The sequence below is a fragment of the Emticicia sp. W12TSBA100-4 genome (assembly GCF_040253585.1).
In the GTDB taxonomy this organism is placed as follows: Bacteria; Bacteroidota; Bacteroidia; order Cytophagales; family Spirosomataceae; genus Emticicia.
The window spans coordinates 85,524-105,086 of sequence record NZ_JBELAU010000016.1 but is presented as its reverse complement, the minus strand read 5'-3'; the positions used below and the strand labels follow the sequence as shown (position 1 = coordinate 105,086).

General features: G+C 36.9%; 20 protein-coding genes. 14 read left to right on the top strand and 6 right to left on the bottom strand.

Going from position 1 to position 19,563, the window contains the following annotated elements; translation table 11 throughout:
- The first annotated feature begins 31 nt into the window (after positions 1-31).
- The 3 genes from ABR854_RS21975 to ABR854_RS21965 all read left to right on the top strand — a co-directional run bounded on the left by ABR854_RS21975 (position 32) and on the right by ABR854_RS21965 (position 3,164).
- A complete protein-coding gene (locus tag ABR854_RS21975; protein ID WP_350268002.1) occupies positions 32-646 on the top strand; it encodes a Uma2 family endonuclease in 615 nt (204 codons plus the stop codon).
- Positions 647-760: 114 nt separating this feature from the next.
- Positions 761-2,047, top strand: coding sequence for a glutamate-1-semialdehyde 2,1-aminomutase (gene hemL / locus ABR854_RS21970; RefSeq protein WP_350268001.1), 1,287 nt, complete (start codon positions 761-763; stop codon positions 2,045-2,047).
- A gap of 154 nt (positions 2,048-2,201) precedes the next feature.
- A complete protein-coding gene (locus ABR854_RS21965) occupies positions 2,202-3,164 on the top strand; it encodes a glycosyltransferase family 2 protein (protein ID WP_350268000.1) in 963 nt (320 codons plus the stop codon).
- A gap of 48 nt (positions 3,165-3,212) precedes the next feature.
- Here the strand turns inward: ABR854_RS21965 and ABR854_RS21960 are convergent, their stop codons facing one another.
- From ABR854_RS21960 to ABR854_RS21945, 4 genes are all read right to left on the bottom strand, one after another.
- A complete protein-coding gene (locus tag ABR854_RS21960) occupies positions 3,213-3,482 on the bottom strand; it encodes a hypothetical protein (protein ID WP_350267999.1) in 270 nt (89 codons plus the stop codon).
- A gap of 79 nt (positions 3,483-3,561) precedes the next feature.
- Positions 3,562-4,893 (bottom strand): spinster family MFS transporter, encoded by a 1,332-nt coding sequence (locus ABR854_RS21955; protein WP_350267998.1) that lies wholly within the window; start codon positions 4,891-4,893, stop codon positions 3,562-3,564.
- A 73-nt stretch (positions 4,894-4,966) separates the two neighbouring features.
- Positions 4,967-5,533 (bottom strand): DUF4126 domain-containing protein, encoded by a 567-nt coding sequence (locus ABR854_RS21950; protein ID WP_350267997.1) that lies wholly within the window; start codon positions 5,531-5,533, stop codon positions 4,967-4,969.
- Positions 5,534-5,703: 170 nt separating this feature from the next.
- The gene (locus ABR854_RS21945; RefSeq protein ID WP_350267996.1) at positions 5,704-7,140 is read right to left on the bottom strand and encodes an NADP-dependent isocitrate dehydrogenase; all 1,437 of its coding nucleotides are present in this window, start codon (positions 7,138-7,140) and stop codon (positions 5,704-5,706) included.
- A 95-nt stretch (positions 7,141-7,235) separates the two neighbouring features.
- Between ABR854_RS21945 and ABR854_RS21940 the strand changes: the two genes are divergently transcribed.
- The 8 genes from ABR854_RS21940 to ABR854_RS21905 all read left to right on the top strand — a co-directional run bounded on the left by ABR854_RS21940 (position 7,236) and on the right by ABR854_RS21905 (position 13,573).
- Positions 7,236-8,159 (top strand): LysR family transcriptional regulator, encoded by a 924-nt coding sequence (locus ABR854_RS21940; RefSeq protein ID WP_350267995.1) that lies wholly within the window; start codon positions 7,236-7,238, stop codon positions 8,157-8,159.
- A gap of 56 nt (positions 8,160-8,215) precedes the next feature.
- Positions 8,216-8,761 (top strand): RNA polymerase sigma factor, encoded by a 546-nt coding sequence (locus tag ABR854_RS21935; RefSeq protein WP_350267994.1) that lies wholly within the window; start codon positions 8,216-8,218, stop codon positions 8,759-8,761.
- A 37-nt stretch (positions 8,762-8,798) separates the two neighbouring features.
- A complete protein-coding gene (locus tag ABR854_RS21930; RefSeq protein ID WP_350267993.1) occupies positions 8,799-9,581 on the top strand; it encodes a hypothetical protein in 783 nt (260 codons plus the stop codon).
- A 21-nt stretch (positions 9,582-9,602) separates the two neighbouring features.
- Complete coding sequence (locus ABR854_RS21925; RefSeq protein ID WP_350267992.1) at positions 9,603-10,616, top strand: hypothetical protein; 1,014 nt, start codon at positions 9,603-9,605, stop codon at positions 10,614-10,616.
- A gap of 119 nt (positions 10,617-10,735) precedes the next feature.
- Positions 10,736-11,623, top strand: a complete 888-nt coding sequence (locus ABR854_RS21920) for a S1 family peptidase (RefSeq protein WP_350267991.1) — start codon at positions 10,736-10,738, stop codon at positions 11,621-11,623.
- A 124-nt stretch (positions 11,624-11,747) separates the two neighbouring features.
- Positions 11,748-12,101: an RNA recognition motif domain-containing protein gene (locus ABR854_RS21915; protein ID WP_350267990.1), complete on the top strand. Its 354-nt coding sequence runs from the start codon at positions 11,748-11,750 to the stop codon at positions 12,099-12,101.
- The gene (locus ABR854_RS21910; RefSeq protein WP_350267989.1) at positions 12,098-13,345 is read left to right on the top strand and encodes a DEAD/DEAH box helicase; all 1,248 of its coding nucleotides are present in this window, start codon (positions 12,098-12,100) and stop codon (positions 13,343-13,345) included. Before ABR854_RS21915 ends, ABR854_RS21910 begins: the two co-directional genes overlap by 4 nt.
- 3 nt (positions 13,346-13,348) lie before the next feature.
- Positions 13,349-13,573, top strand: a complete 225-nt coding sequence (locus tag ABR854_RS21905; protein WP_305951864.1) for a VF530 family protein — start codon at positions 13,349-13,351, stop codon at positions 13,571-13,573.
- 63 nt (positions 13,574-13,636) lie between these two features.
- Here the strand turns inward: ABR854_RS21905 and ABR854_RS21900 are convergent, their stop codons facing one another.
- Complete coding sequence (locus tag ABR854_RS21900; RefSeq protein WP_350267988.1) at positions 13,637-14,584, bottom strand: WG repeat-containing protein; 948 nt, start codon at positions 14,582-14,584, stop codon at positions 13,637-13,639.
- Positions 14,585-15,131: 547 nt separating this feature from the next.
- Here ABR854_RS21900 and ABR854_RS21895 point away from each other — a divergent pair.
- The 3 genes from ABR854_RS21895 to ABR854_RS21885 all read left to right on the top strand — a co-directional run bounded on the left by ABR854_RS21895 (position 15,132) and on the right by ABR854_RS21885 (position 17,190).
- The gene (locus tag ABR854_RS21895; RefSeq protein WP_188768763.1) at positions 15,132-15,323 is read left to right on the top strand and encodes a cold-shock protein; all 192 of its coding nucleotides are present in this window, start codon (positions 15,132-15,134) and stop codon (positions 15,321-15,323) included.
- Positions 15,324-15,499: 176 nt separating this feature from the next.
- Positions 15,500-15,856, top strand: coding sequence for a hypothetical protein (locus ABR854_RS21890; RefSeq protein WP_350267987.1), 357 nt, complete (start codon positions 15,500-15,502; stop codon positions 15,854-15,856).
- On the top strand, positions 15,844-17,190 hold the full coding sequence (locus ABR854_RS21885; RefSeq protein ID WP_350267986.1) for a hypothetical protein: 1,347 nt from the start codon (positions 15,844-15,846) through the stop codon (positions 17,188-17,190). The genes ABR854_RS21890 and ABR854_RS21885 overlap by 13 nt, the downstream gene beginning before the upstream one ends.
- A gap of 46 nt (positions 17,191-17,236) precedes the next feature.
- Here the strand turns inward: ABR854_RS21885 and ABR854_RS21880 are convergent, their stop codons facing one another.
- Positions 17,237-19,534 carry a WD40/YVTN/BNR-like repeat-containing protein gene (locus ABR854_RS21880; RefSeq protein ID WP_350267985.1) on the bottom strand — a complete coding sequence of 766 codons (2,298 nt, stop codon included), beginning with the start codon at positions 19,532-19,534 and terminating at the stop codon, positions 17,237-17,239.
- Positions 19,535-19,563: the final 29 nt, after the last annotated feature.

Below are 19,563 nucleotides of genomic sequence, written 5' to 3'. Positions count from 1 at the left end.
AGTTTTTATCTTTGTCCAAAATAATAAGGAAATGATTGCACTACGTGAGCCAAAACCAGTCAAACGTCCACCTCGGAAAATTCCTGTCCATCTCGTTTATGAAATAATGGATGGAAAACCCATCTATTATCGTGGGTATCGAGATGTGCTTTTGAATAAAAAAACTTTTGAGGAAATCATGGGAGCAAGTAGTTTGCAATCAATCATCATTTATTATTTGGTAAGTTTTATTGCGAAGTTTATTGATGAAGACAAATTTACTGTGCTTACTGGCGAAGCAGGTTTGCATTTAGACCATCGCAATAATTTGGCAAACGATATTGCAATTTTTGATAACACAATTTTGACTCCCGATAAAATCAATAAAAAATATGCCGATGTTCCACCTAAAATTGCCATAGAAGTAGATATTACCGCTGATATTGAAGACTTAGGCGAGTCGGGGTACATTTACAAGAAAACTCAAAAACTACTTAGTTTCGGTACAGAAACAGTTTTTTGGGTATTAACAGCCGCTCAAGTAGTGATTGTGGCTACTTCCGAAAAAATCGAAACTTTTAATTGGAATAAAGATATTCAATTGATTGATAATCAGCTTTTTAATATTGGGAAATTTCTTGACAAAAAAGGAATTATAGTTGAGTAAGTAAAAGATTTTAATCCAAAATACTGTTATAAACGTTATATAAACATGAATCAGAAGGAATTCATGTTTTTTTCATTAAATAGGGTAATTCCTATGCAATAAATTTTACTAATAATGACCACAAATACAAGCGAAGCACTTTTCGCAAAAGCCAAAAACTTCATTCCAGGAGGAGTAAACTCACCAGTAAGGGCATTTCGTTCGGTAGGCGGAAATCCAATTTTTATTAAAAGAGCAAAAGGTGCTTATATCTTCGATGAAGACGATAATCAATACATTGAGTTAATTAACTCTTGGGGGCCGATGATTTTGGGTCACGCTTTCGAACCAGTTGAGCAAGCAGTGAGTGAAGCCATCAAAAACTCATTTTCGTTTGGAGCTCCCACTCGCCGTGAAGTAGAAATGGCCGAATTGATTATCTCGATGGTGCCTTCTATCGAAAAAGTGAGAATGGTAAACTCTGGCACAGAAGCCACAATGGCAGCTATCAGAGTAGCCCGAGGTTATACAGGAAGAGAGAAAATTATCAAGTTTGAAGGCTGCTATCACGGTCATGGCGATTCGTTTTTGATTGCCGCAGGAAGTGGAGCCGTTACGATGGGCGTGCCTGATAGTCCAGGAGTAACCAAAGGTGTGGCCAATGATACCTTGACAGCTCCTTACAATAATTTGGAAGCCGTTCAGATGCTTTGCGATGCCAACAAAGGACAAATCGCAGCGTTGATTTTGGAGCCAGTTGTGGGAAATATGGGTTGTGTTTTGCCTAAAGAAGGTTATTTACAAGGCTTACGTGATATTTGTACAAAAGAAGGAATCGTATTGATTTTTGATGAAGTAATGACAGGATTCCGTTTGGCAAAAGGTGGAGCTCAAGAGCGTTTTGGCGTAATGCCAGATTTGACAACTTTGGGTAAAATCATCGGTGGAGGAATGCCAGTAGGGGCGTATGGTGGAAAAGCCGAAATCATGAATTGTGTGTCGCCACAAGGGCCTGTTTATCAAGCAGGTACACTTTCTGGAAACCCGATTGCAATGGCTGCGGGTCTGACGATGTTACACCACTTAAATGACCATCCAGGAGTTTATACGCAACTCGAAGCAACTGGAAATCAGATAGTTAGTGGTATTCGTTCGATTCTGGACAAACTGAATCTCAATTACCAAATCAACCATGTTGGTTCGATGTATAGCCTTTTCTTTACAGAAACACCAGTAGTAGATTTTGAAACAGCAAAGACATCAGATACCGCTAAATTTGGTAAATATTTCCACGGAATGCTTGACAAGGGTATCTATCTTGCACCGTCTCAATACGAAGCTCTTTTCCTTTCTACGGCTCTTTCGCAAGAAAACATTGCTGAGATTTTAGCGGCGAATGAAGCAGTTTTGAGTATGATATAATTAATTTAAGCCTTTTTTATCCCGTAGGGATTGAATATCGGTAGAAAGATATAATACTGTTCATTTATCATGCCGTAGGTATGAAACATTATAGCCGAGAAGTGTCATACCTATATTCAATTCCTAAGGGATAGTTCAGAATTGATGGAAAACGATGAAGTATTCAGTAATAACCCCCGTATATAACCGTCCCGAAGAAGTCAGAGAATTGCTTGAAAGTTTGAGCAAGCAGACCTTCAAAAACTTTGAAGTAATCATCATCGAAGATGGTTCAACTTTGAAGTGCGATGAGGTATGTGCGGCTTTTCAAGAAAAACTTGATTTGAAATATTTCTTCAAACCAAATTCTGGACAAGGTTTTTCTCGAAACTACGGCTTCGAGCAAGCAACGGGCGATTATTTTGTGCAGCTTGATTCTGATGCGATTATTCCTGCAAATTATTTTGAAATTGTAGATAATCATCTAAAAACTAATTGGTTAGACGCCTACGGTGGCCCCGATGCGGCTCACGAAAGTTTCACGGATATTCAGAAAGCCATTAATTATTCGATGACATCAGTTTTTACAACGGGCGGAATCAGAGGAAAGAAAAACAATGCTGGTGGACAGTTCCACCCACGAAGTTTCAATTTCGGAATTTCTCGTAAAGTTTGGGAAGAAACGGGTGGCTATACCATGACTCGCATGGCCGAAGACATTGAGTTTAGTATCAGAATTTTATCGAAAGGTTTTAAAGTTGGTTTGATTGAAAAAGCCTTCATTTATCATAAAAGAAGAACTGATTTTGGTCAGTTCTTCAAACAATTGCATTTCTTTGGTCGTGGGCGTATCAATCTTGCCAGAATGTTTCCTTCGGAGCTCAAATTGGTGCATTACTTCCCGATGCTCTTTACACTCGGAGTTTTATCCATTCCGATAATCTTCTTTATTGATAAAATTTTATTCTTTATTGCCGTTTTTCTACTCTTACTCTACATTATGATGATAGTGATTGACTCTGCAGTTCATAATAAAAGTCTAAAAATCGGTTTTCTTAGCGTAATTGCCTGTTTTATTCAGCTAATGGGCTATGGTTTTGGTTTTATGCAGGAAAAGTTTTTAGGAGATAAGAAATAAATATAAGTACCCAAAAACTGTCGACCATTGACTATCGACAGTGGACTTTCAAATAAAAACCTCCTGATTTTCAAGCACTTCTTCTTTCAAATCTTCAATGATTTTATCTAAACCTTCGTACCAATCAAGGTGTGGAGAATGTGCTTCACAGCCACCTGCGTGCGGTACACAGGCCGTGTATTGATGTTGTTTGTGGCAAGCTGGGCAGCGTGCAATTGTCTTGAAAGTATCCCAAATGTGGCCGCAGTCGCATTGCCAATATTCGCCGCCATCGGGTTCCCATTTACATTTTGGGCAACAAATTTTTATTTCACTCATAATTTTTAGTCAACGGACGACGGTCGGTAGTCCATAGTTTTTCTTTCAATCAACCGTTAAATTCACCAACATAAAAGACTTAATTTTGGTTTGAAACCGCTAAGTATTTTTTCAGATAATCTACGCTTCTAACAAAAGGATTTAGTCCTAAATATAAACATAGTGCCGATAATGAATAGCCCAAAAGTTGCGTAATAAAGATTGAATAGTGAATTTTATTTGGGTCGTTATAAACAGCATCATTGAGAAGACCAACGGTAAGCGGACCAAAACCAAGCCCGATAATATTGACCACGAATAAGAAAAAAGCCGAGAAAATTGCTCGCATTTTGTTTGGAACAATTTCTTGAATAGCTGCCGTTGCTGAACCGTAAGGAAACGAACTAAAAAAGCAAAATCCTGCAATAAAATATATTCCAATGTTGATGTCTTCAATCAATAAGCCAACCGTACAGAGCGATGCTGCTATCATTCCTCTAAAGCCCGCCAACATTTTGGCCTGAACTACACCTTTTTTTGTCAGATAATCAGCATATTTTCCGCCCGTAATTACGCCTAAGGTTGAAAAGGCCGTCACCAAAAGTCCAAATGTAACTCCTGCTTTCGTATCTGTCCAACCATGCACTCGGCCGAGCATTGTCGGCACCCAATAGATGCCAGCATAAGTAGCAAAAGCCATGAAAGCCATACTAAAATTTAAGTATGAAAAAGTTTGTCGATTGGCTTTGAAGTAGGTAATAATTTCCTTGAAACTGCTTGTTTCGCTTATTTCTTTATCAGAATCAAACTCTACACGTTTGGGTTCTTTGATGGTTTGAACAAGAAAAACAATCAAAATCCCTGGCAAACCAATGTAAAAGAAAATCATTTGCCACGAAAATATTTCGCCAACGAATGGTAATACGATGTTTTCTTTTCCTATCATGGTTCTGAGTGCCGCACCAATCAAAATCGACAAACCCGAACCTAAGTATATTCCCATATTGTAAACACTCAGTGCAGTTGCGAGTTTCTTCTTTGGAAAATAATCAGAAATAATCGAATAAGCCGCTGGCGAAAGTGCAGCTTCGCCGATACCAACGCCCACTCTGGCCAGAAAAAACAATGAATAACTACCTGCTATTCCGCAAAAAACGGTCATGATACTCCAAACCAAAATTCCCCAGCTGATGATGCGTTTCCGATTCATGCGGTCGGCCATTAAACCAATCGGAATACCTACTAAAGTATAAAGAACCGCAAAACTGAGGCCCATTAAAATTCCCATTTGTGTATCTGAAATACCAAAAGAAGTTTTGATTGGCTTTACGAGCAGTGAAATAATTTGGCGGTCGATGAATGAAGAAATGTAGGCAAGCAAAAGCACACCCACAACATACCACGCATAACGTAGCGAAGGTTTGGTTTCCATGAGGCTTAGGTTTAGATTATGTGTGGAAGTTAAGGCTTTTTAAGAGTAAATTATAATTATTTTAATTAAAAATTTACTTATTCTTGGCTTGAAGGCGTTTTAAAACCTTTTTAAGTAGAAACACAAAAAGTAAAACCCCAAGCACAGCCACCAAAATAGGCAACCAAAGCGTCAGAAGAGAAAAAATAATCGCAATCGAATTTTCAAAAGTTGCAAAGAAAGCATTTCCAAAACCACCAGTAAATTTAGTAGAAGCCAGTCGAAGGAGGCCAGTTCCTGCTTGGATTGTGCCAGCCACGCCACCACCTGCCAGTATTCCGAGTGTCCATTGGAGTTCAGGCGAATCTATTTTCAGAAAAGAATTCGTCAGAATTGTTCCAGCCACAAACGAAGCGGGGGTTGTAATGGTATCGAGCAAATTATCAATAACAGGAATATAATAAGCCATGATTTCGGCCACTGTAGCTGCTCCTAAAATGTAAGTTGCCGTCGGGCTACTCAACCATTCAAAGCCATTCGAAAGGTCAAGTACATGAAAACGAGTAGCCAAATTAGCTACTAACATCGGTACAAATACCCGAAAACCTGAGCAAGCACTTAGGGCAATGCCTACTGCAAGACTGATGATAAGTTCGGTCATGATTAAAAGCAAGTAGATATTTTCAGAAGTAAAGCTAACGAATTATTACAGAAATCATTTACTAAACTACCTATAAAAAATAATCGCAGAGCCAGCAGACTCTGCGATTAGGTAACTTTGAATCTATGTAATTTATTTTAGACGCTAATCAGATACTGACTTATTTAAGTTTACTGCCCTTGACCTAGTGAGAAGCCCATTTTACCATCAAACGTATAAAGGTTTTCGGTTTTTACAGTATCAATTCCTTTCTCTATAGCACGGCCGAGCAACTGAATAATGGCTTCTTTACTCATCTGATTGCCTTCAGTAGGCTTGAATCTACAACGCCAGTGGTCAGTGCAGAAAGTTTCTTCAAAACCTTCTGGCCAAACCTTGATACCTCGGTTAGTTATCATCGAAAGTTTTACCTCGTTGGTGTTAAGTGTCTGTACGATAGCGGCCAACTCGTCAGGACTTTTGCCTGCCCAGTGAACGAATAAATCAACACCGACCAATTCTTTTTTGGCTGGGGCTTTACGTACATATTTTGGTAGATTAAGCGTAGCGTTTTCGGCATAACTTACTGATTTTAAGAGTTTTGGTTCTTGACCAAGATTGGCAATTACTGCTTGAGCAAATTCTTTCGTACCAACTTTTTCTTTACTTATTCCTTCTTTGTAAATATCGTAAGTATGAATACCGTCTTCAATAGTTTTTAGCCAAGCATTCTGCACTTTTTCGGCAACTTTAGTTTGGCCGATGTGGTTGAGCATCATGATTGCTCCTTGCAAAAGTCCCGATGGATTGGCCATATTTTGTCCCGCTCTACGAGGAGCCGAACCGTGGATTGCTTCAAACATGGCACATTCTTCGCCAATATTGGCCGAACCCGCCAAACCTACCGAACCAGCAATTTGAGCGGCCACGTCAGAGAGTACATCACCGTAAAGATTAGGCATCACGATTACATCAAAAGCCTCTGGCGTATCAGCCATTTTTGCCGCACCGATGTCGATAATCCAATGCTCATTTTCAATTTCTGGATATTCTTTCGCAATTTCATCGAAAACTTGGTGAAACAAACCGTCCGTTTGCTTCATAATATTATCTTTCGTGAAGCACGTGACTTTCTTACGGCCATAGTGTTTGGCGTACTCAAAAGCATAACGCACGATTTTTTCACAGCCCGGGCGGCTGATAAGTTTTAAGCACTGAACAACCTCATCGGTTTGCTGATGTTCAATTCCTGCGTATAAATCTTCTTCGTTTTCACGCACAATAACCACATCCATAATCGGGTGTTTGGTAGCTACAAAAGGATGCAAACTCATGCACGGACGCACGTTTGAGTAAAGTCCCAAAAACTTGCGAGTCGTTACGTTCAAACTTTTATAACCACCACCTTGAGGCGTTGTGATTGGTGCTTTTAAGAAAACCTTGTTGCGTCTGATTACGTCCCAAGATTCTTTGGCAATACCTGCTGTGTTGCCAGCCAAATACACTTTTTCACCTACTTCAATCTCTTCCACTTCGATTTTTGCTCCTGCTGCTATCAAAATCTCAAGCGTGGCATCCATAATTTCTGGACCGATTCCGTCACCTTTTGCTACTGTAATTTTTGTCATTGCGTTTTGATTATTTTGATTTAACGCTGCAAAATTCCGAACAAAAATTCATTTATTTTTATTTATATTTATAATGACATACATAAACAATAATTATGAATTATACACTGCATCAATTACAGGTATTTCTGAAGATTACCCAGACACAGAGTATCACAAAGGCCGCCGAAGAGCTTTATCTCACTCAGCCAGCCGTATCGATTCAGCTAAAAAATCTGCAAGACCAATTTGAGATTCCACTCACGGAAGTAGTTGGTAGAAAGCTATTTATTACAGATTTTGGTAAAGAAATAGCGGAAGCAGCAGAGAAAATTTTGAACGAAGTTTACTCCATTAATTATAAAACAATGGCACACAAAGGCAAGCTGACAGGCCGCCTAAAAATCTCGGTTGTTTCGACTGGAAAATATGTAATGCCTTATTTTTTATCAGATTTTATTACCCGAAATGAAGGTATAGAATTGATGATGGATGTGACAAATCGGGCAAAAGTGATTGAAAGTTTGGAGAAAAATGAAGTAGATTTTTCGTTGGTTTCGGTGTTGCCCGATAATCTGAAAGTTGAAAATATTGAGCTACTACGAAATAAATTGTTCTTAGTGGCTAACACTAAAAGTAAGTTTACTAAGAAGATCTACGATAAAAGTATTTTTGAAGAATTGCCACTTATTTACCGAGAACAAGGTTCGGGAACAAGGCTTGTGATGGAACGATTCATCGAAGAAAATAAATTACCTGTCAGAAAAAAAATGGAATTGACCTCTAATGAAGCCGTGAAACAGGCTGTTATTGCGGGTTTAGGCTGTTCTATTATGCCATTGATTGGTATTAAAAACGAACTTCTACACGGTGATTTACAGATTATTCCAGTAAAAAGCTTCCCAATTACTTCGGTTTGGAATTTAGTTTGGATGAAAAACAAAAGTTTTTCGCCCGTAGCCGCTGCATTTTTGAAATACATTAATGAACAAAAAGAGGCCATCATCCACGAAAAATTTGAGTGGTTTGAGAAATTTTAAAAATTTTCAAATCCTCAGGCAACGCACATAACACTTTTGGGATTATTGTTATTGAAATGAATCTACAACACCTCATAGCATCTTGCAAAACGGCTGACCGAAAAGCTCAGAAAGCCCTGTTTGATGGGTTTTCTAAGACTTTCCTAAGGCTAAGTTTTCGGTATCTGAATGACCGTCAGTATGCCGAAGATGCTTGTTTGGAAGCTTTTGCTTTGATTTTCGAGAATCTGCAAAAGTTTGAATATCAATCAGATGCACAAGCGGAGGCTTGGATGAAACGAATTGTGGTAAATCAGTCATTAAAGATTTTACGGAAAATGAAAACCTTACTTTATCAACAGGTTTTGGAGGATGATTTTACGGAAACGAACGAAATCGGGATTGAGGATGAACTCTCAGCTCAGGAATTAATGGTAATGATTGCAAAATTGCCCGATGGCTACCGAACGGTTTTTAATATGTACGTAATTGAAGGCTACACTCACACTGAAATTGCCGAAGTACTGAATATCACCGAAGGAACGTCTCGGTCGCAACTTTTCAAGGCAAAAGCCATGATGAAGCAGAGTTTAGAGAAACAAAATTGTAGAACAGGGTTGTAGGACAGGTTTTCAACCTGTCGAAAACAGAAAACAAGAAATGATGCAAGAAGAACAAAATATCAAATATAAAATCGAAAACTTATCTGAGAGCGAATTTGCTGACTTAGATATGGATTTCGATGATACCGACTTGTGGAATAGGCTCGAAGCAAGATTGGATGAAAAAAAGACTCGAAAGCCCAGAATTTTATGGCTTTGGTGGGCAGCAGCGAGTTTATTGGTAGGCGTATTTTTTTTCAATAATTTTAGTGAAAATCCATCAAGTCAAGTTTTAAAATCAGATAAAAGGCCATTAAAAACTACTAAATCCACACCTAAAAAAGAAGAAGTAATTCGAGTAGAAATTAAGAGAAGGTATGAAACAAAGACAACAAAACCTCAAAATGAGTTACTTGAAGAAGAAGTAATTCGAGTAGAAATTAAGAGAAGGTATGAAACAAAGACAACAAAACCTCAAAATGAGTTACTTGAAGAAGAAGTAATCAATGAACAGGTTTTGAACAGAAAACAACTTGATTATCAACTTTCAAGGATAGATTTTCAACCAAAATTGGACTCAATTTCTGTCACAAAAAAAACAATTGTTTACGAACCTAAATTCAAAGCCCAGCAGGTGACAGTTGTTGATTTTCCTATCATTCCTGATGCACTGATGAAGCGAGAAAGCTTTGCCAAACGTGCTTTCCGACAACTGAAAAGCTTTAATAATGAAGGTAAAATTGACTGGCGAGAACTCAATATTGAGCCACGCAATGTGTGGGCCTATCTCGAAAGAAATTTTAAATACGACACAACCAAAATAATACCTAACGTTAAATAACACACTTTAAACTATCAAAAAATGAAAACGCAACTCTTTTTTCTTGCCTTAATTTTTTCCTCAACTTTCGCAAAAGCAAATGCCGTTGAAGATTCGCTCATTGCCAATATCGGTAAAAAAGCAAAAGTGATATTTTATGCCGAAAACAAGGCAGATTTGAACGAAATTGCCAAATATGACCTTAATAAACTCTTTGCCGAAGTGCGTAAACGCTCAGAAAAGAATTTCTCGAATAACGAAGAAGTAACGCTTCGAGAAGCCGACGACCTCAAAAATCGTGAAGTAAACACAACTGTTTCGACTAAAAAATGGCTGAAAAACATGAATTTAAATTTGTTTGTGGGGGCGAGCCCTTTCTCATCATTTACTAATGTTGTTGGTCCCGCAGTTCTGAGTACTAATTCTGTCCCACAATCTATTGAAAGGGGAAGGTTTACGGTTGAAGGAAAAACAGCTCTAATGATAGGTGTAGGAGGTTTCTATGATAAAAGTTTGCTCAAAAAAAAACGTACTGAATTAATAGTAAAATATGGTGGAGGACTTGAATTAATAAATTCGAAATTTAGTATTGAACAAAATGCAACTATTGTAAATGCTTTTCAAAATGACGTCGGTGTTGACCTTCCCATTTTTTTTACAAATGAATTAAAAAATACAAAAGTGACTTCAACTAATCTTTACACATCTTTTATTCCAACTTATAATATACTTAATGCGAGAAAACAGAAAACTTTCAATATTGGTTTAGGAGCTAAGTTTGCGGTAAATTTTAATAATATCACTTTTAAAGAAAACTTTCATCGTGGAGGAGGCCTATATATGAAAAATAGCCCGTACGTATTTATTCAAAATCCTACCTTTCAAACTGCATTTATTGCAACTATTGGTTATAAATATGTAAATGCTTTTATACAAGTCATACCAAATCATACGACAATAAAGTCTATAATTGGCACATACTATAATCCTCTTGATGATACTTCTAAACAAATCTCAAAGAAAACTTACGTAATCGGCTTACGATTCGGTAAATAACCAAACATTTTGCCATTTCCCAAAAGAGCCAAATCCAAATGGCTCTTTTTTTATGATAAAATTATCGTTTTCAAAAAATCTCTTTGTTACTTTGTGGCCTTACTGCTTTATTAAAAACTATGTTTGTTGATGCCATCGAAGAAGTTGGTCGATTTACTCGTCCGATTCAGTTTATTTCAAGAAATTATAACGAGACAATCGTCACTGGCGGAGCCGCAACGATGTTTTTCGTCAATGAGTTTTCGTGTGCCGTTACCTGCAAACACGTCATTGATTTGATAGGAAACCGCACGAATATCAATCAAAAATATGCTAATTTTAAGCGAGAGCGTGCTGCTATTCCCCGCAATCACCAATACCAAAAGTTCATCAAAGGACTCGAAAATAAGTACGATTATACCCCCGAAACGATTGTTGAACTCAACGAGCGTTTTTTGGATTGCACAGCTGACCCAACGTTGCGTTTTCGTTGGATAAACCATCCAAAATATGATTTAGCAATTATTATTTTTGAGCAGTTTCAGCAACCTTTATATCAATCGTATGCCCGATTTATGAAAGATAGTTCGGGGCTAAAACAAGGAAAATCGCTTTGCCGACTCGGTTATCCATTTCCCGAATTTACCAACTTTCAATATAATCCAGAAGTCGACGAAATTTCGTGGACAAACAGCGGAATCATCGGCACACCACGCTTCCCGATTGATGGAATGTTGACAAGGCATTTAGTCGAAAATAACGAACTTTATGGTGTTGAACTAAGCACCCCAGGCTTACGTGGACAAAGCGGAGGCCCACTTTTCGACCGAGATGGCGTGGTTTGTGGCATGCAAAGTAAGACCAATGCTCTACACTTAGGTTTTGATATGCACAATGCTTCGCATAACGTCAATGGAAAAACTATCAAAGTCAATAATCAGCCTTTTCTGCACGTTGGGCATTGCATTCACGTAGATATTATCAAATCATTTTTGGCTCAAAACGGTATAAAATTTTATGAAGCGTAGGGATTAACGCGGAATATAATGCTAAATGTTTAATGGAATACCTTACAGTTTTCCTCTTTTATTGTAAAATCAAAGATTTCATTCAAAAATCCGTACTTTTGTAAAATAATAATAAAAACAAACGATGGATATTTTTGTAGGCAGTTTACCTTTCAAACTCAAAGAGAAAGAATTAAAAGAACTTTTTGAAAAGTTTGGAGAAGTAACATCGGCCAAAATTGTAAAAAGTAAATCTACACGTCAAAATAAGGGTTTTGGATTTGTGGATATGCCCAACGAAGAAGAAGTACGTAAAGCCATATTTGAGCTAAACGGCTTTGAGATTATGGGGCGAAATTTGGAGGTAAGTATTTCGGAGAAAAAAGATAAATCAAAGGCAAAAACAACTAAAGCTCCGAAGCTAAATTCGCAAGGAAAACTATTTGTGAAAGAAGGATATAAGCCTTTCAAGGGAAACGATAAACGTGGAAACCGATGAAATTCGACGATTATAGTATTTCGCACGAACTCAAGAAAAATATTGCGGAGTTAGGCTTTAAACGCCCGACAGATATTCAGTTTAAGTCGATTCCGCCGATTTTGAAAGGTGAAGATGTGCTGGCCATTGCTCAAACAGGTACAGGAAAAACCGCCGCTTTTGCCATTCCGATTATCAGTATTTTGCAGGAAATGAAGCATTCGGTGCGATACGAAGAAGGAATAAAGTGCATAGTTCTTGAGCCTACTCGTGAGCTGGCTTTGCAAGTGACTGAAGTATTTCAGAAAATGGCTAAAGGAACAAAAGTCGAGACACTTTGCCTTTTTGGTGGCGTTGACCAAGCTCCGCAAGTAGATAAAATTGCAAAAGGCGTTGATATTCTAATTGCTACACCGGGCCGAATGTTTGATTTGATTTACCAAAAGCATCTCAAAATCACGGGCGTAGAAATCTTAGTACTTGATGAAGCCGACCACATGCTTGATTTGGGCTTTATCAAAGACATTCAAGATGTAAAGAAATTCTTGCCAAAATTTCATCAAACGCTATTCTTTTCGGCAACAATCAATGAACAAATCAAGAAAGTAGCTTATTCGTTGGTCAGAAATGCAATCAGAATTCAGCTTTCTCCCAACGACCCCGTTGCTAAGAACATTAAGCATTCGGTGGCTTTTGTGGAAATGGATGATAAACGTTTCTTCTTGGAAAGAGTCATTAACGAAAATCCCGAAAGTAAAATTTTGGTTTTTGTGCGTACGAAAGTGCGTGCCGAAAGAGTAAAATCTGCTATGCAAAGAGTGGGAATTGAAAGCGAAACGATACATGGAGATAAAGAACAACTTGATCGACTTTCGGTTTTAGATAAATTCAGAAGTGGCGAAGTTAAAATATTGATAGCCACTGATGTAAGTGCCAGAGGAATTGATATTGCCAACGTGGATTACGTAGTAAATTATGATTTGCCCGATGTACCAGAAAACTACGTGCATAGGGTAGGGCGTACGGGTCGAGGAATGCAAAAAGGTTTGGCCGTTTCGTTTTGTGCAACCGAAGAAAAACCTATCCTCGATGAAATAGAAGGCTTTATGGGAAAGAAAATCAGAGTTTTGGAACTTGATAAACAAGAATACAACGAAACGATTGATTTCTCGAAAGATACAACCAATTATGATTTGAAAGCTTTGCTCAAAGAAGCCGAAGAGTTTGAAGCATCAAAGAAAAAGACAAAAAAGAAGAAAAAATAAGGTATGGAACAACCTAACAATCCGTTGCATGGCATTACGCTTGAAAGAATAGTAAGAGAACTCAGAGATTATTACGGCTGGGACCAAATGGCTTATCATGTGAATGTCAACTGTTTTGCCAATAACCCATCGCTCAATTCGAGCTTGAAGTTTCTAAGAAAAACCGATTGGGCAAGAAAAAAAGTAGAAAAGTTGTACCTTAGAATGCTTCAAGAGCAGAATGGATAAAAAGAAACCGCCCATTGCTGAGGCGGTTTTAAGTTTTTACTTTTCAAGATTACTACGAAATTTTTATTTTGATGCTAAAATTAACTTTGCGTGTTCGGCATTTGCCGCAATGATTTCATTTCCTTTTGGGTCAATATAACCCAGTTTTCCCTCTTTTCTATACATTGCTATTCCTTCATTGAAAGAGTCAAGCATATCATATTTTGGCGAAACTACTTCCTTACCATTCTGATTGATAATTCCGTATTTTTCATCATTTAATACAATTGCATACCCATTGCTAAAGCTACGAATATCATCATATTTTGGCGAAACAATCATCTTTCCAGCTTTATTGATAATGCCATATTTATCACCCATTTTTACGGCAGCTAAATTTTCTTCAAAAGCACTTGCCATTTGGTATTGAAGAGCAATGACTTCGTTACCTGATTTGTCAATAAAACCATATTTTCCACCTATCATCACAGTTGCCAATCCTTCTGAAAATGGCAATGAAAATTCATATTTTGGAGCAATAATTTGTTCGCCTTGCATGTCAATGTAGCCATTTTTGCCATTTACATTGATTACGGCTAAACCATTAGTAAAGCCCATTGCAAACTGAAATTGAGGTTTAATGACCTCTTCGCCAACTTCGTTGATAAAGCCATATTTCGAACCACTTCTTACGAGGGCCAAACCTTCGGAAAATACTTCACACATATCATATTTAGTATCTATTACAACAGTCCCGTTTTTGCGAATAATTCCATATTTATTTTTAATTCTTACTACCGCATATTCGCCTTCAAAATCATTGACATAATCATAGATACATGGTACTTTTATTGTGCCAGTTTTATCAATAAACCCAAACTTTCCTTGAGAGCTAATCTTAGCGTAGCCATCTTTGAAACGAAGAGGTGCTTCTTGTCCGAAGACCATAGCATAAGCAAAGAACATTAGCATTAAAAACAGAATAAATTTTCTGTAAGCTGCGAGAGCGTTAAACAAGTATTGAGTATTCATGACTTTTGTAAAGGTTTTTTAATAAGTATAGCATTGCACAACTTAGACCAAACTATATGCCAAAAAAATATTAAACGGTGGTGACTTTTGTTTTAGAAATGCGTCTCAATAAATTAACTTTATTAAACTTTCCGGAAATGCCCTATTTTTGATAGTTATTTATTAAAGTATATAGGAAGAGGCTTGGAAAATGTAGAAATATTTTTTATTGAGAGTCAAATTATGTCTCTGAAACGCTGCATTTTACTGTTAAAACATTCAATTGGCGTGATTTTTGATAATAGCATATAGCCTTCGTATAGCTTTAAAATTGTGTAATTATCTTCATCAAGTAACTTAATTTATACTTTACCAAGTTCCTCAGTAAATAACTTATTGATTATCAGTAGTTTATTGTTAACAAATGATACGCTAATGACCTTGTGAGGTATAGAAAAGGTAATATTTGCAGATAATTTGAAAAAAAGGAGAGAAATATCAAAAATATGTTTGATTGTAAATTTATTTGCCTACATTTGTGCTTTTAAAGTACTAATACAAATACAAAATGTCTAACGGAACAGTAAAGTTTTTCAATGAAACCAAAGGATTTGGTTTTATCAAAGTAAATGGCTCAAACCAAGAAGTATTCGTTCACGTGTCTGAATTAAAAGACCAAATCCGTCAGGATGACGAAGTTACTTTCGACATCCAAGAAGGAAAAAGAGGTTTAAACGCCGTTAACGTAAAATTAGCATAATTATATCATCACTTCGGTGAGTAGAATTATATAATTTACAGGAAGCCCCCGATGAGTCGAGGGCTTTTTTTGTGCCTAATTTCCTGATAATCAAGGTAGTGCCGAATAATAAAAATGGTTTGGAGGTTTGGATTTGGGTTTGTAGGTTTGAGAGAAACTTTAAACCGAAAAATGTTATGGCAAGAGTAAGTGTAAAATATAGGCTTGTCGCACCTGCGGGAGTTCCTAATAATCAATTAGATATTCTTGATTTTAGTATTGGTAATTTTAATATTATGCCAACACTCCGAAATGACGAGAAAATAGGTGTGATTCCTAAAACGTTTGAAAATACTCATACTTTTGATATTTTTCCAGTGAACCAGTTTACACCAGTTCGAATTATTACAAAAAGCCCTCTTGGTACTGCGTGGGCTTTAGAAGTAACTTTCATTGTATTGGGGCTACCTAATAATACAATCGCACCAATTGTTATTGTTGCAAATTTTAATGGAATCGGTATATTTAATCAATCTGTAAAATGGCGAAACTAAAACTTTCTATTCTAATCATATTATTGATATTTAGTAGTTCTAATGTCCTTCACTCACAAGTTCTAAATCAAGACGCAAGTGGAGGTACTACTATAATGTATCATGGTTCTACTGTAAACTTTGATGCTGCAAATAGTAATCTCTCTTTTGCTTACAATAACTTTAAGAATGAATTTCCAAATAATTCGACTAAGCACGTTTTTTTTGGATTGAGGATGCGTGCAGCTGCTAAAAATGGAGTTGCTAATTTAATTACTTCTGGTAACGTTACTCCAGACGGAGAAATTGGAATTGCTTTTGGTAAGATTTTTACTAATGAGGAGAATATAAGTCCTTTATTAATAAGAATTAACGAAGCAAGGACTAAGATATTTGATTTGCAAAAAGAAAGCCAAGAGTTTTTGGAAAGTGAACTTAAGAAATTAAAAAAAATCAACACTAATAAAGAGTTGCTTCTTGATATTGAAAATATTATAAAACAAAATGGATTAGACGAAATACCTGAAACATTGAGAGTGTATAAAAATCAGAATAACAAACATTTTTTGGAAAAAGAGGCAAACGACGAATTTAGTGAATATTTAGAAAAAACGGAGCAATTGAAAAAAATAGTTTCAACTGTTAACGAAAAAAATGATAAAGATTTAATTCAATCATACGAAAAGATTGCCAGAAGCTACTGGCAGAGTAGACATCTTGTATATGGAAATATCAATCTTACAGGGACACAGTTTATGTATGAAAAAGATGCTGCTAATATAGACTTAACAAAAAGGTATAAAAAACAGAATTTTACGGGAGCTAAAATTGGTATTGGATACAATTATCAGAAAGGAGGGCAAGTTATTTACGGTTTAGGTCTTGGGTACGAACTTACGAATACATTTAGTTTACTTGATGATACAGATATTACATTAATAGATACTAAAGTAAATTCAACTCAAAAAATTGAAGTAAAAAAAGCTTTTACTGCATATTCAGGGAATTATGATGTTTTTAATAGAATTTACTTGAATGCTGATGTGATTAAATTTTTTAAAGGATTAGATAGTGAAAAAAGTGTAATTGTAGGGAATCTTTTTTTTAGACATTATGAATCAAATTATAAGAAAAAATTTCCTACGATTACTAATATAGGTGCTGGTGCTTATTTCTTCAAAAATAATGGTACTTTTTTAGGTGGGATATTTATAGAAAGTCAAGATATATTTGATAATTTATGGAAGCAGGGTTTTATCCCAGATGAAAAATTATTATTTAAAAGATTTGTAGTTGGCCTTACTACTAAGTTTAGTATTGGAACTTCAATAATTCAATACAATCCGATAAAATAAAAATTGTTTCCGAAGTCTCTCTTTAAAGAGACTTCGGAATACATATCTAACGCTCCATCACCCAAACCCCACGCCCATAGGTTGCAATGACCATTTTATTATCTCGTGGGTGAATGAATAAATCTTGTACTGAAACACTCACTGGTAAATTAGCTTGCACTGATTGCCAGTTTTTGCCGCCATTTTTTGAGGTATAAATGCCTAAATCTGTTCCGCAGTAGAGAATTGAGGTATTGAAAGGGTCTTCTCGAATCACATTTACTGGTGAGGCAGGTAAATCACCCACAATACTTACCCAAGTTTTTCCAAAGTCGGTTGATTTATAAATATATGGTTTTATGTTATCTTCACGGCGGTCGCTGAGGGTGATGAAAACCGTACCGTCTTTTGTTTTAGAGGCTTCGAGTCTTGAAACGTGGGTGTTTTGTGGTAAACCTGTCATAATTTTTATCCAAGTTTTTCCATCATCTTTCGTAAGATGCACATTTCCGTCATCAGTGCCTACATATAATGTGCCTTGCTTGAATGGTGATTCTGCCAGTGCCGTAATAGCCTGATGAGCAATGGCATAAGGTAGTTTTCCCATTCGATTTTTATCGTTATTACTCAAATCCGGACTAATGCGTTTCCAAGTTTCTCCCATATCAGTTGACTTGAACAAATACTGCATTCCGTGATAAATTGTATGATTATCAAAGTTGGAAATATGCGTATATGCCAACCATTCTCCACGATGAGTTTCTTCATCTTCCGCTTTTTTGATAGTGATATTCTTGATGCGTTCTCTGCCTTCTTTAGTCAAATCGCCTCTCTGAATTCTGCCATAAAAAGCACTTGAATACGTAATGTTTGGATCTTTGGGGTCAATCGCAATGATGCTCCCTTCACCACCTGGTACAAAATGCCAGCCGTTTTTCTTATCATTAATTCCACTACCTGCTTGCCATGATACATTTGCTCCCATTGAGCCTTCGTCTTGTACAGATCCATGAATATTGAATGGCGTTGCCATATCATAAGTAACATTATAAAACTGCGTTGTTGGAATTTCCTTGAAGAAGTTTTTCCAAGTTTTACCGCCATCATAAGTAACAATTATACCTCCATCGTTTGAAATCAAGATATAATTTGTGTCCGAAGGGTCAATCCAAAGTCCGTGATTATCCCCGTGAATGCGTACATTATTTTCATTTTTAACTATCTTCCAAGTTTTTCCTGCATCTTCCGACTGTGCGGTGTTGATTCCCATGATAAAAATCTTGTTTTCATTTACAGGGTCAACTCTAATCTGACTAAAAACCCAGCCATACGTCCCGCCAAATGTTTCCATTTGCTTGTCGTTTGCACTCATTTTTGTCCAAGATTCGCCTTTATCAATGCTTTTATAGACTTCCGCTCCCAAAATGACTAATTCTTTCGGGCGACCGTACGAATCAAGTTCCCCTTCGTTGCCTTGACGTTTGGGTGTGTGATTATCAACATACGCATACAAAACATTGGGTTTAGAAGCACACATTGCTATGCCAATTCGGCCAGTGTTTTTGGTATCGGGCAAACCATTTTTTATGATTTTCCAAGTTTTTCCTGCATCAGTTGATTTGTAGAGGTAGTCACCGTCTTCGGGAGTTGGGTCGCTCCAACGTTTACGAACTCTATTCCACATTGAGGCATAAAGTGTGTTTGGTTCAGATGGGTCAATCAATAAATCTATACAGCCAGTTTTTTCGTTTTGATATAAAACTTTGCTCCAAGTTTTACCGCCATTGGTTGTTTTATAAACTCCTCGGTCGGCATTATAACTCCACTCGTTCCCACTGGCTGCTACATACACAATGTCGGGATTGGTCGGGTGAATAACCACACGGGCAATGGTTGATGTATTTTCAAGTCCAAGATGTTGCCAAGTTTTTCCTGCATCGGTCGATTTGAATACGCCCATTCCTGGCAATGAAGCTCGGAGAATATTAGCTTCGCCAGTGCCAACATAAATAACATTAGGATTTGATTTTGACACCGCAAAGTTTCCGATTGATTGCGTACCGATTTCGTCCATTAATGGCTTCCAATTTTTTCCTGCATCTTCGGTTTTCCAAAAACCACCTGTGGCAAAACTGGCATAAATAATATTTTTATTTCCTTCAATTCCCCAAACATCGGTTGCTCTTCCGCTGGTATTGTCTGGGCCGAGGAGTCGCCAGTTTAGATTTCTATAAGGAGATTTTTTGACGAGTTCGACATGTTTCTGAAACGCATTTTTTCGGTCAATGCCCGTAGATGCACGATTATTTTGTGCGATGATTTGTTGATAAATGAAAATCGCCAAAAAGAGTGTAAGTTTTTTCATGTTTGAAGAAGATAGATTGTTTGGGTGAA

Bases quoted from the DNA above. Each gene is read 5' to 3' on its own strand.
- ABR854_RS21975 (WP_350268002.1), top strand. From the start codon at position 32: ATGATTGCACTACGTGAGCCAAAACCAGTCAAACGTCCACCTCGGAAA.
- hemL (WP_350268001.1), top strand. From the start codon at position 761: ATGACCACAAATACAAGCGAAGCACTTTTCGCAAAAGCCAAAAACTTC.
- ABR854_RS21965 (WP_350268000.1), top strand. From the start codon at position 2,202: ATGAAGTATTCAGTAATAACCCCCGTATATAACCGTCCCGAAGAAGTC.
- ABR854_RS21960 (WP_350267999.1), bottom strand. From the start codon at position 3,482: ATGAGTGAAATAAAAATTTGTTGCCCAAAATGTAAATGGGAACCCGAT.
- ABR854_RS21955 (WP_350267998.1), bottom strand. From the start codon at position 4,893: ATGGAAACCAAACCTTCGCTACGTTATGCGTGGTATGTTGTGGGTGTG.
- ABR854_RS21950 (WP_350267997.1), bottom strand. From the start codon at position 5,533: ATGACCGAACTTATCATCAGTCTTGCAGTAGGCATTGCCCTAAGTGCT.
- ABR854_RS21945 (WP_350267996.1), bottom strand. From the start codon at position 7,140: ATGACAAAAATTACAGTAGCAAAAGGTGACGGAATCGGTCCAGAAATT.
- ABR854_RS21940 (WP_350267995.1), top strand. From the start codon at position 7,236: ATGAATTATACACTGCATCAATTACAGGTATTTCTGAAGATTACCCAG.
- ABR854_RS21935 (WP_350267994.1), top strand. From the start codon at position 8,216: ATGAATCTACAACACCTCATAGCATCTTGCAAAACGGCTGACCGAAAA.
- ABR854_RS21930 (WP_350267993.1), top strand. From the start codon at position 8,799: ATGATGCAAGAAGAACAAAATATCAAATATAAAATCGAAAACTTATCT.
- ABR854_RS21925 (WP_350267992.1), top strand. From the start codon at position 9,603: ATGAAAACGCAACTCTTTTTTCTTGCCTTAATTTTTTCCTCAACTTTC.
- ABR854_RS21920 (WP_350267991.1), top strand. From the start codon at position 10,736: ATGTTTGTTGATGCCATCGAAGAAGTTGGTCGATTTACTCGTCCGATT.
- ABR854_RS21915 (WP_350267990.1), top strand. From the start codon at position 11,748: ATGGATATTTTTGTAGGCAGTTTACCTTTCAAACTCAAAGAGAAAGAA.
- ABR854_RS21910 (WP_350267989.1), top strand. From the start codon at position 12,098: ATGAAATTCGACGATTATAGTATTTCGCACGAACTCAAGAAAAATATT.
- ABR854_RS21905 (WP_305951864.1), top strand. From the start codon at position 13,349: ATGGAACAACCTAACAATCCGTTGCATGGCATTACGCTTGAAAGAATA.
- ABR854_RS21900 (WP_350267988.1), bottom strand. From the start codon at position 14,584: ATGAATACTCAATACTTGTTTAACGCTCTCGCAGCTTACAGAAAATTT.
- ABR854_RS21895 (WP_188768763.1), top strand. From the start codon at position 15,132: ATGTCTAACGGAACAGTAAAGTTTTTCAATGAAACCAAAGGATTTGGT.
- ABR854_RS21890 (WP_350267987.1), top strand. From the start codon at position 15,500: ATGGCAAGAGTAAGTGTAAAATATAGGCTTGTCGCACCTGCGGGAGTT.
- ABR854_RS21885 (WP_350267986.1), top strand. From the start codon at position 15,844: ATGGCGAAACTAAAACTTTCTATTCTAATCATATTATTGATATTTAGT.
- ABR854_RS21880 (WP_350267985.1), bottom strand. From the start codon at position 19,534: ATGAAAAAACTTACACTCTTTTTGGCGATTTTCATTTATCAACAAATC.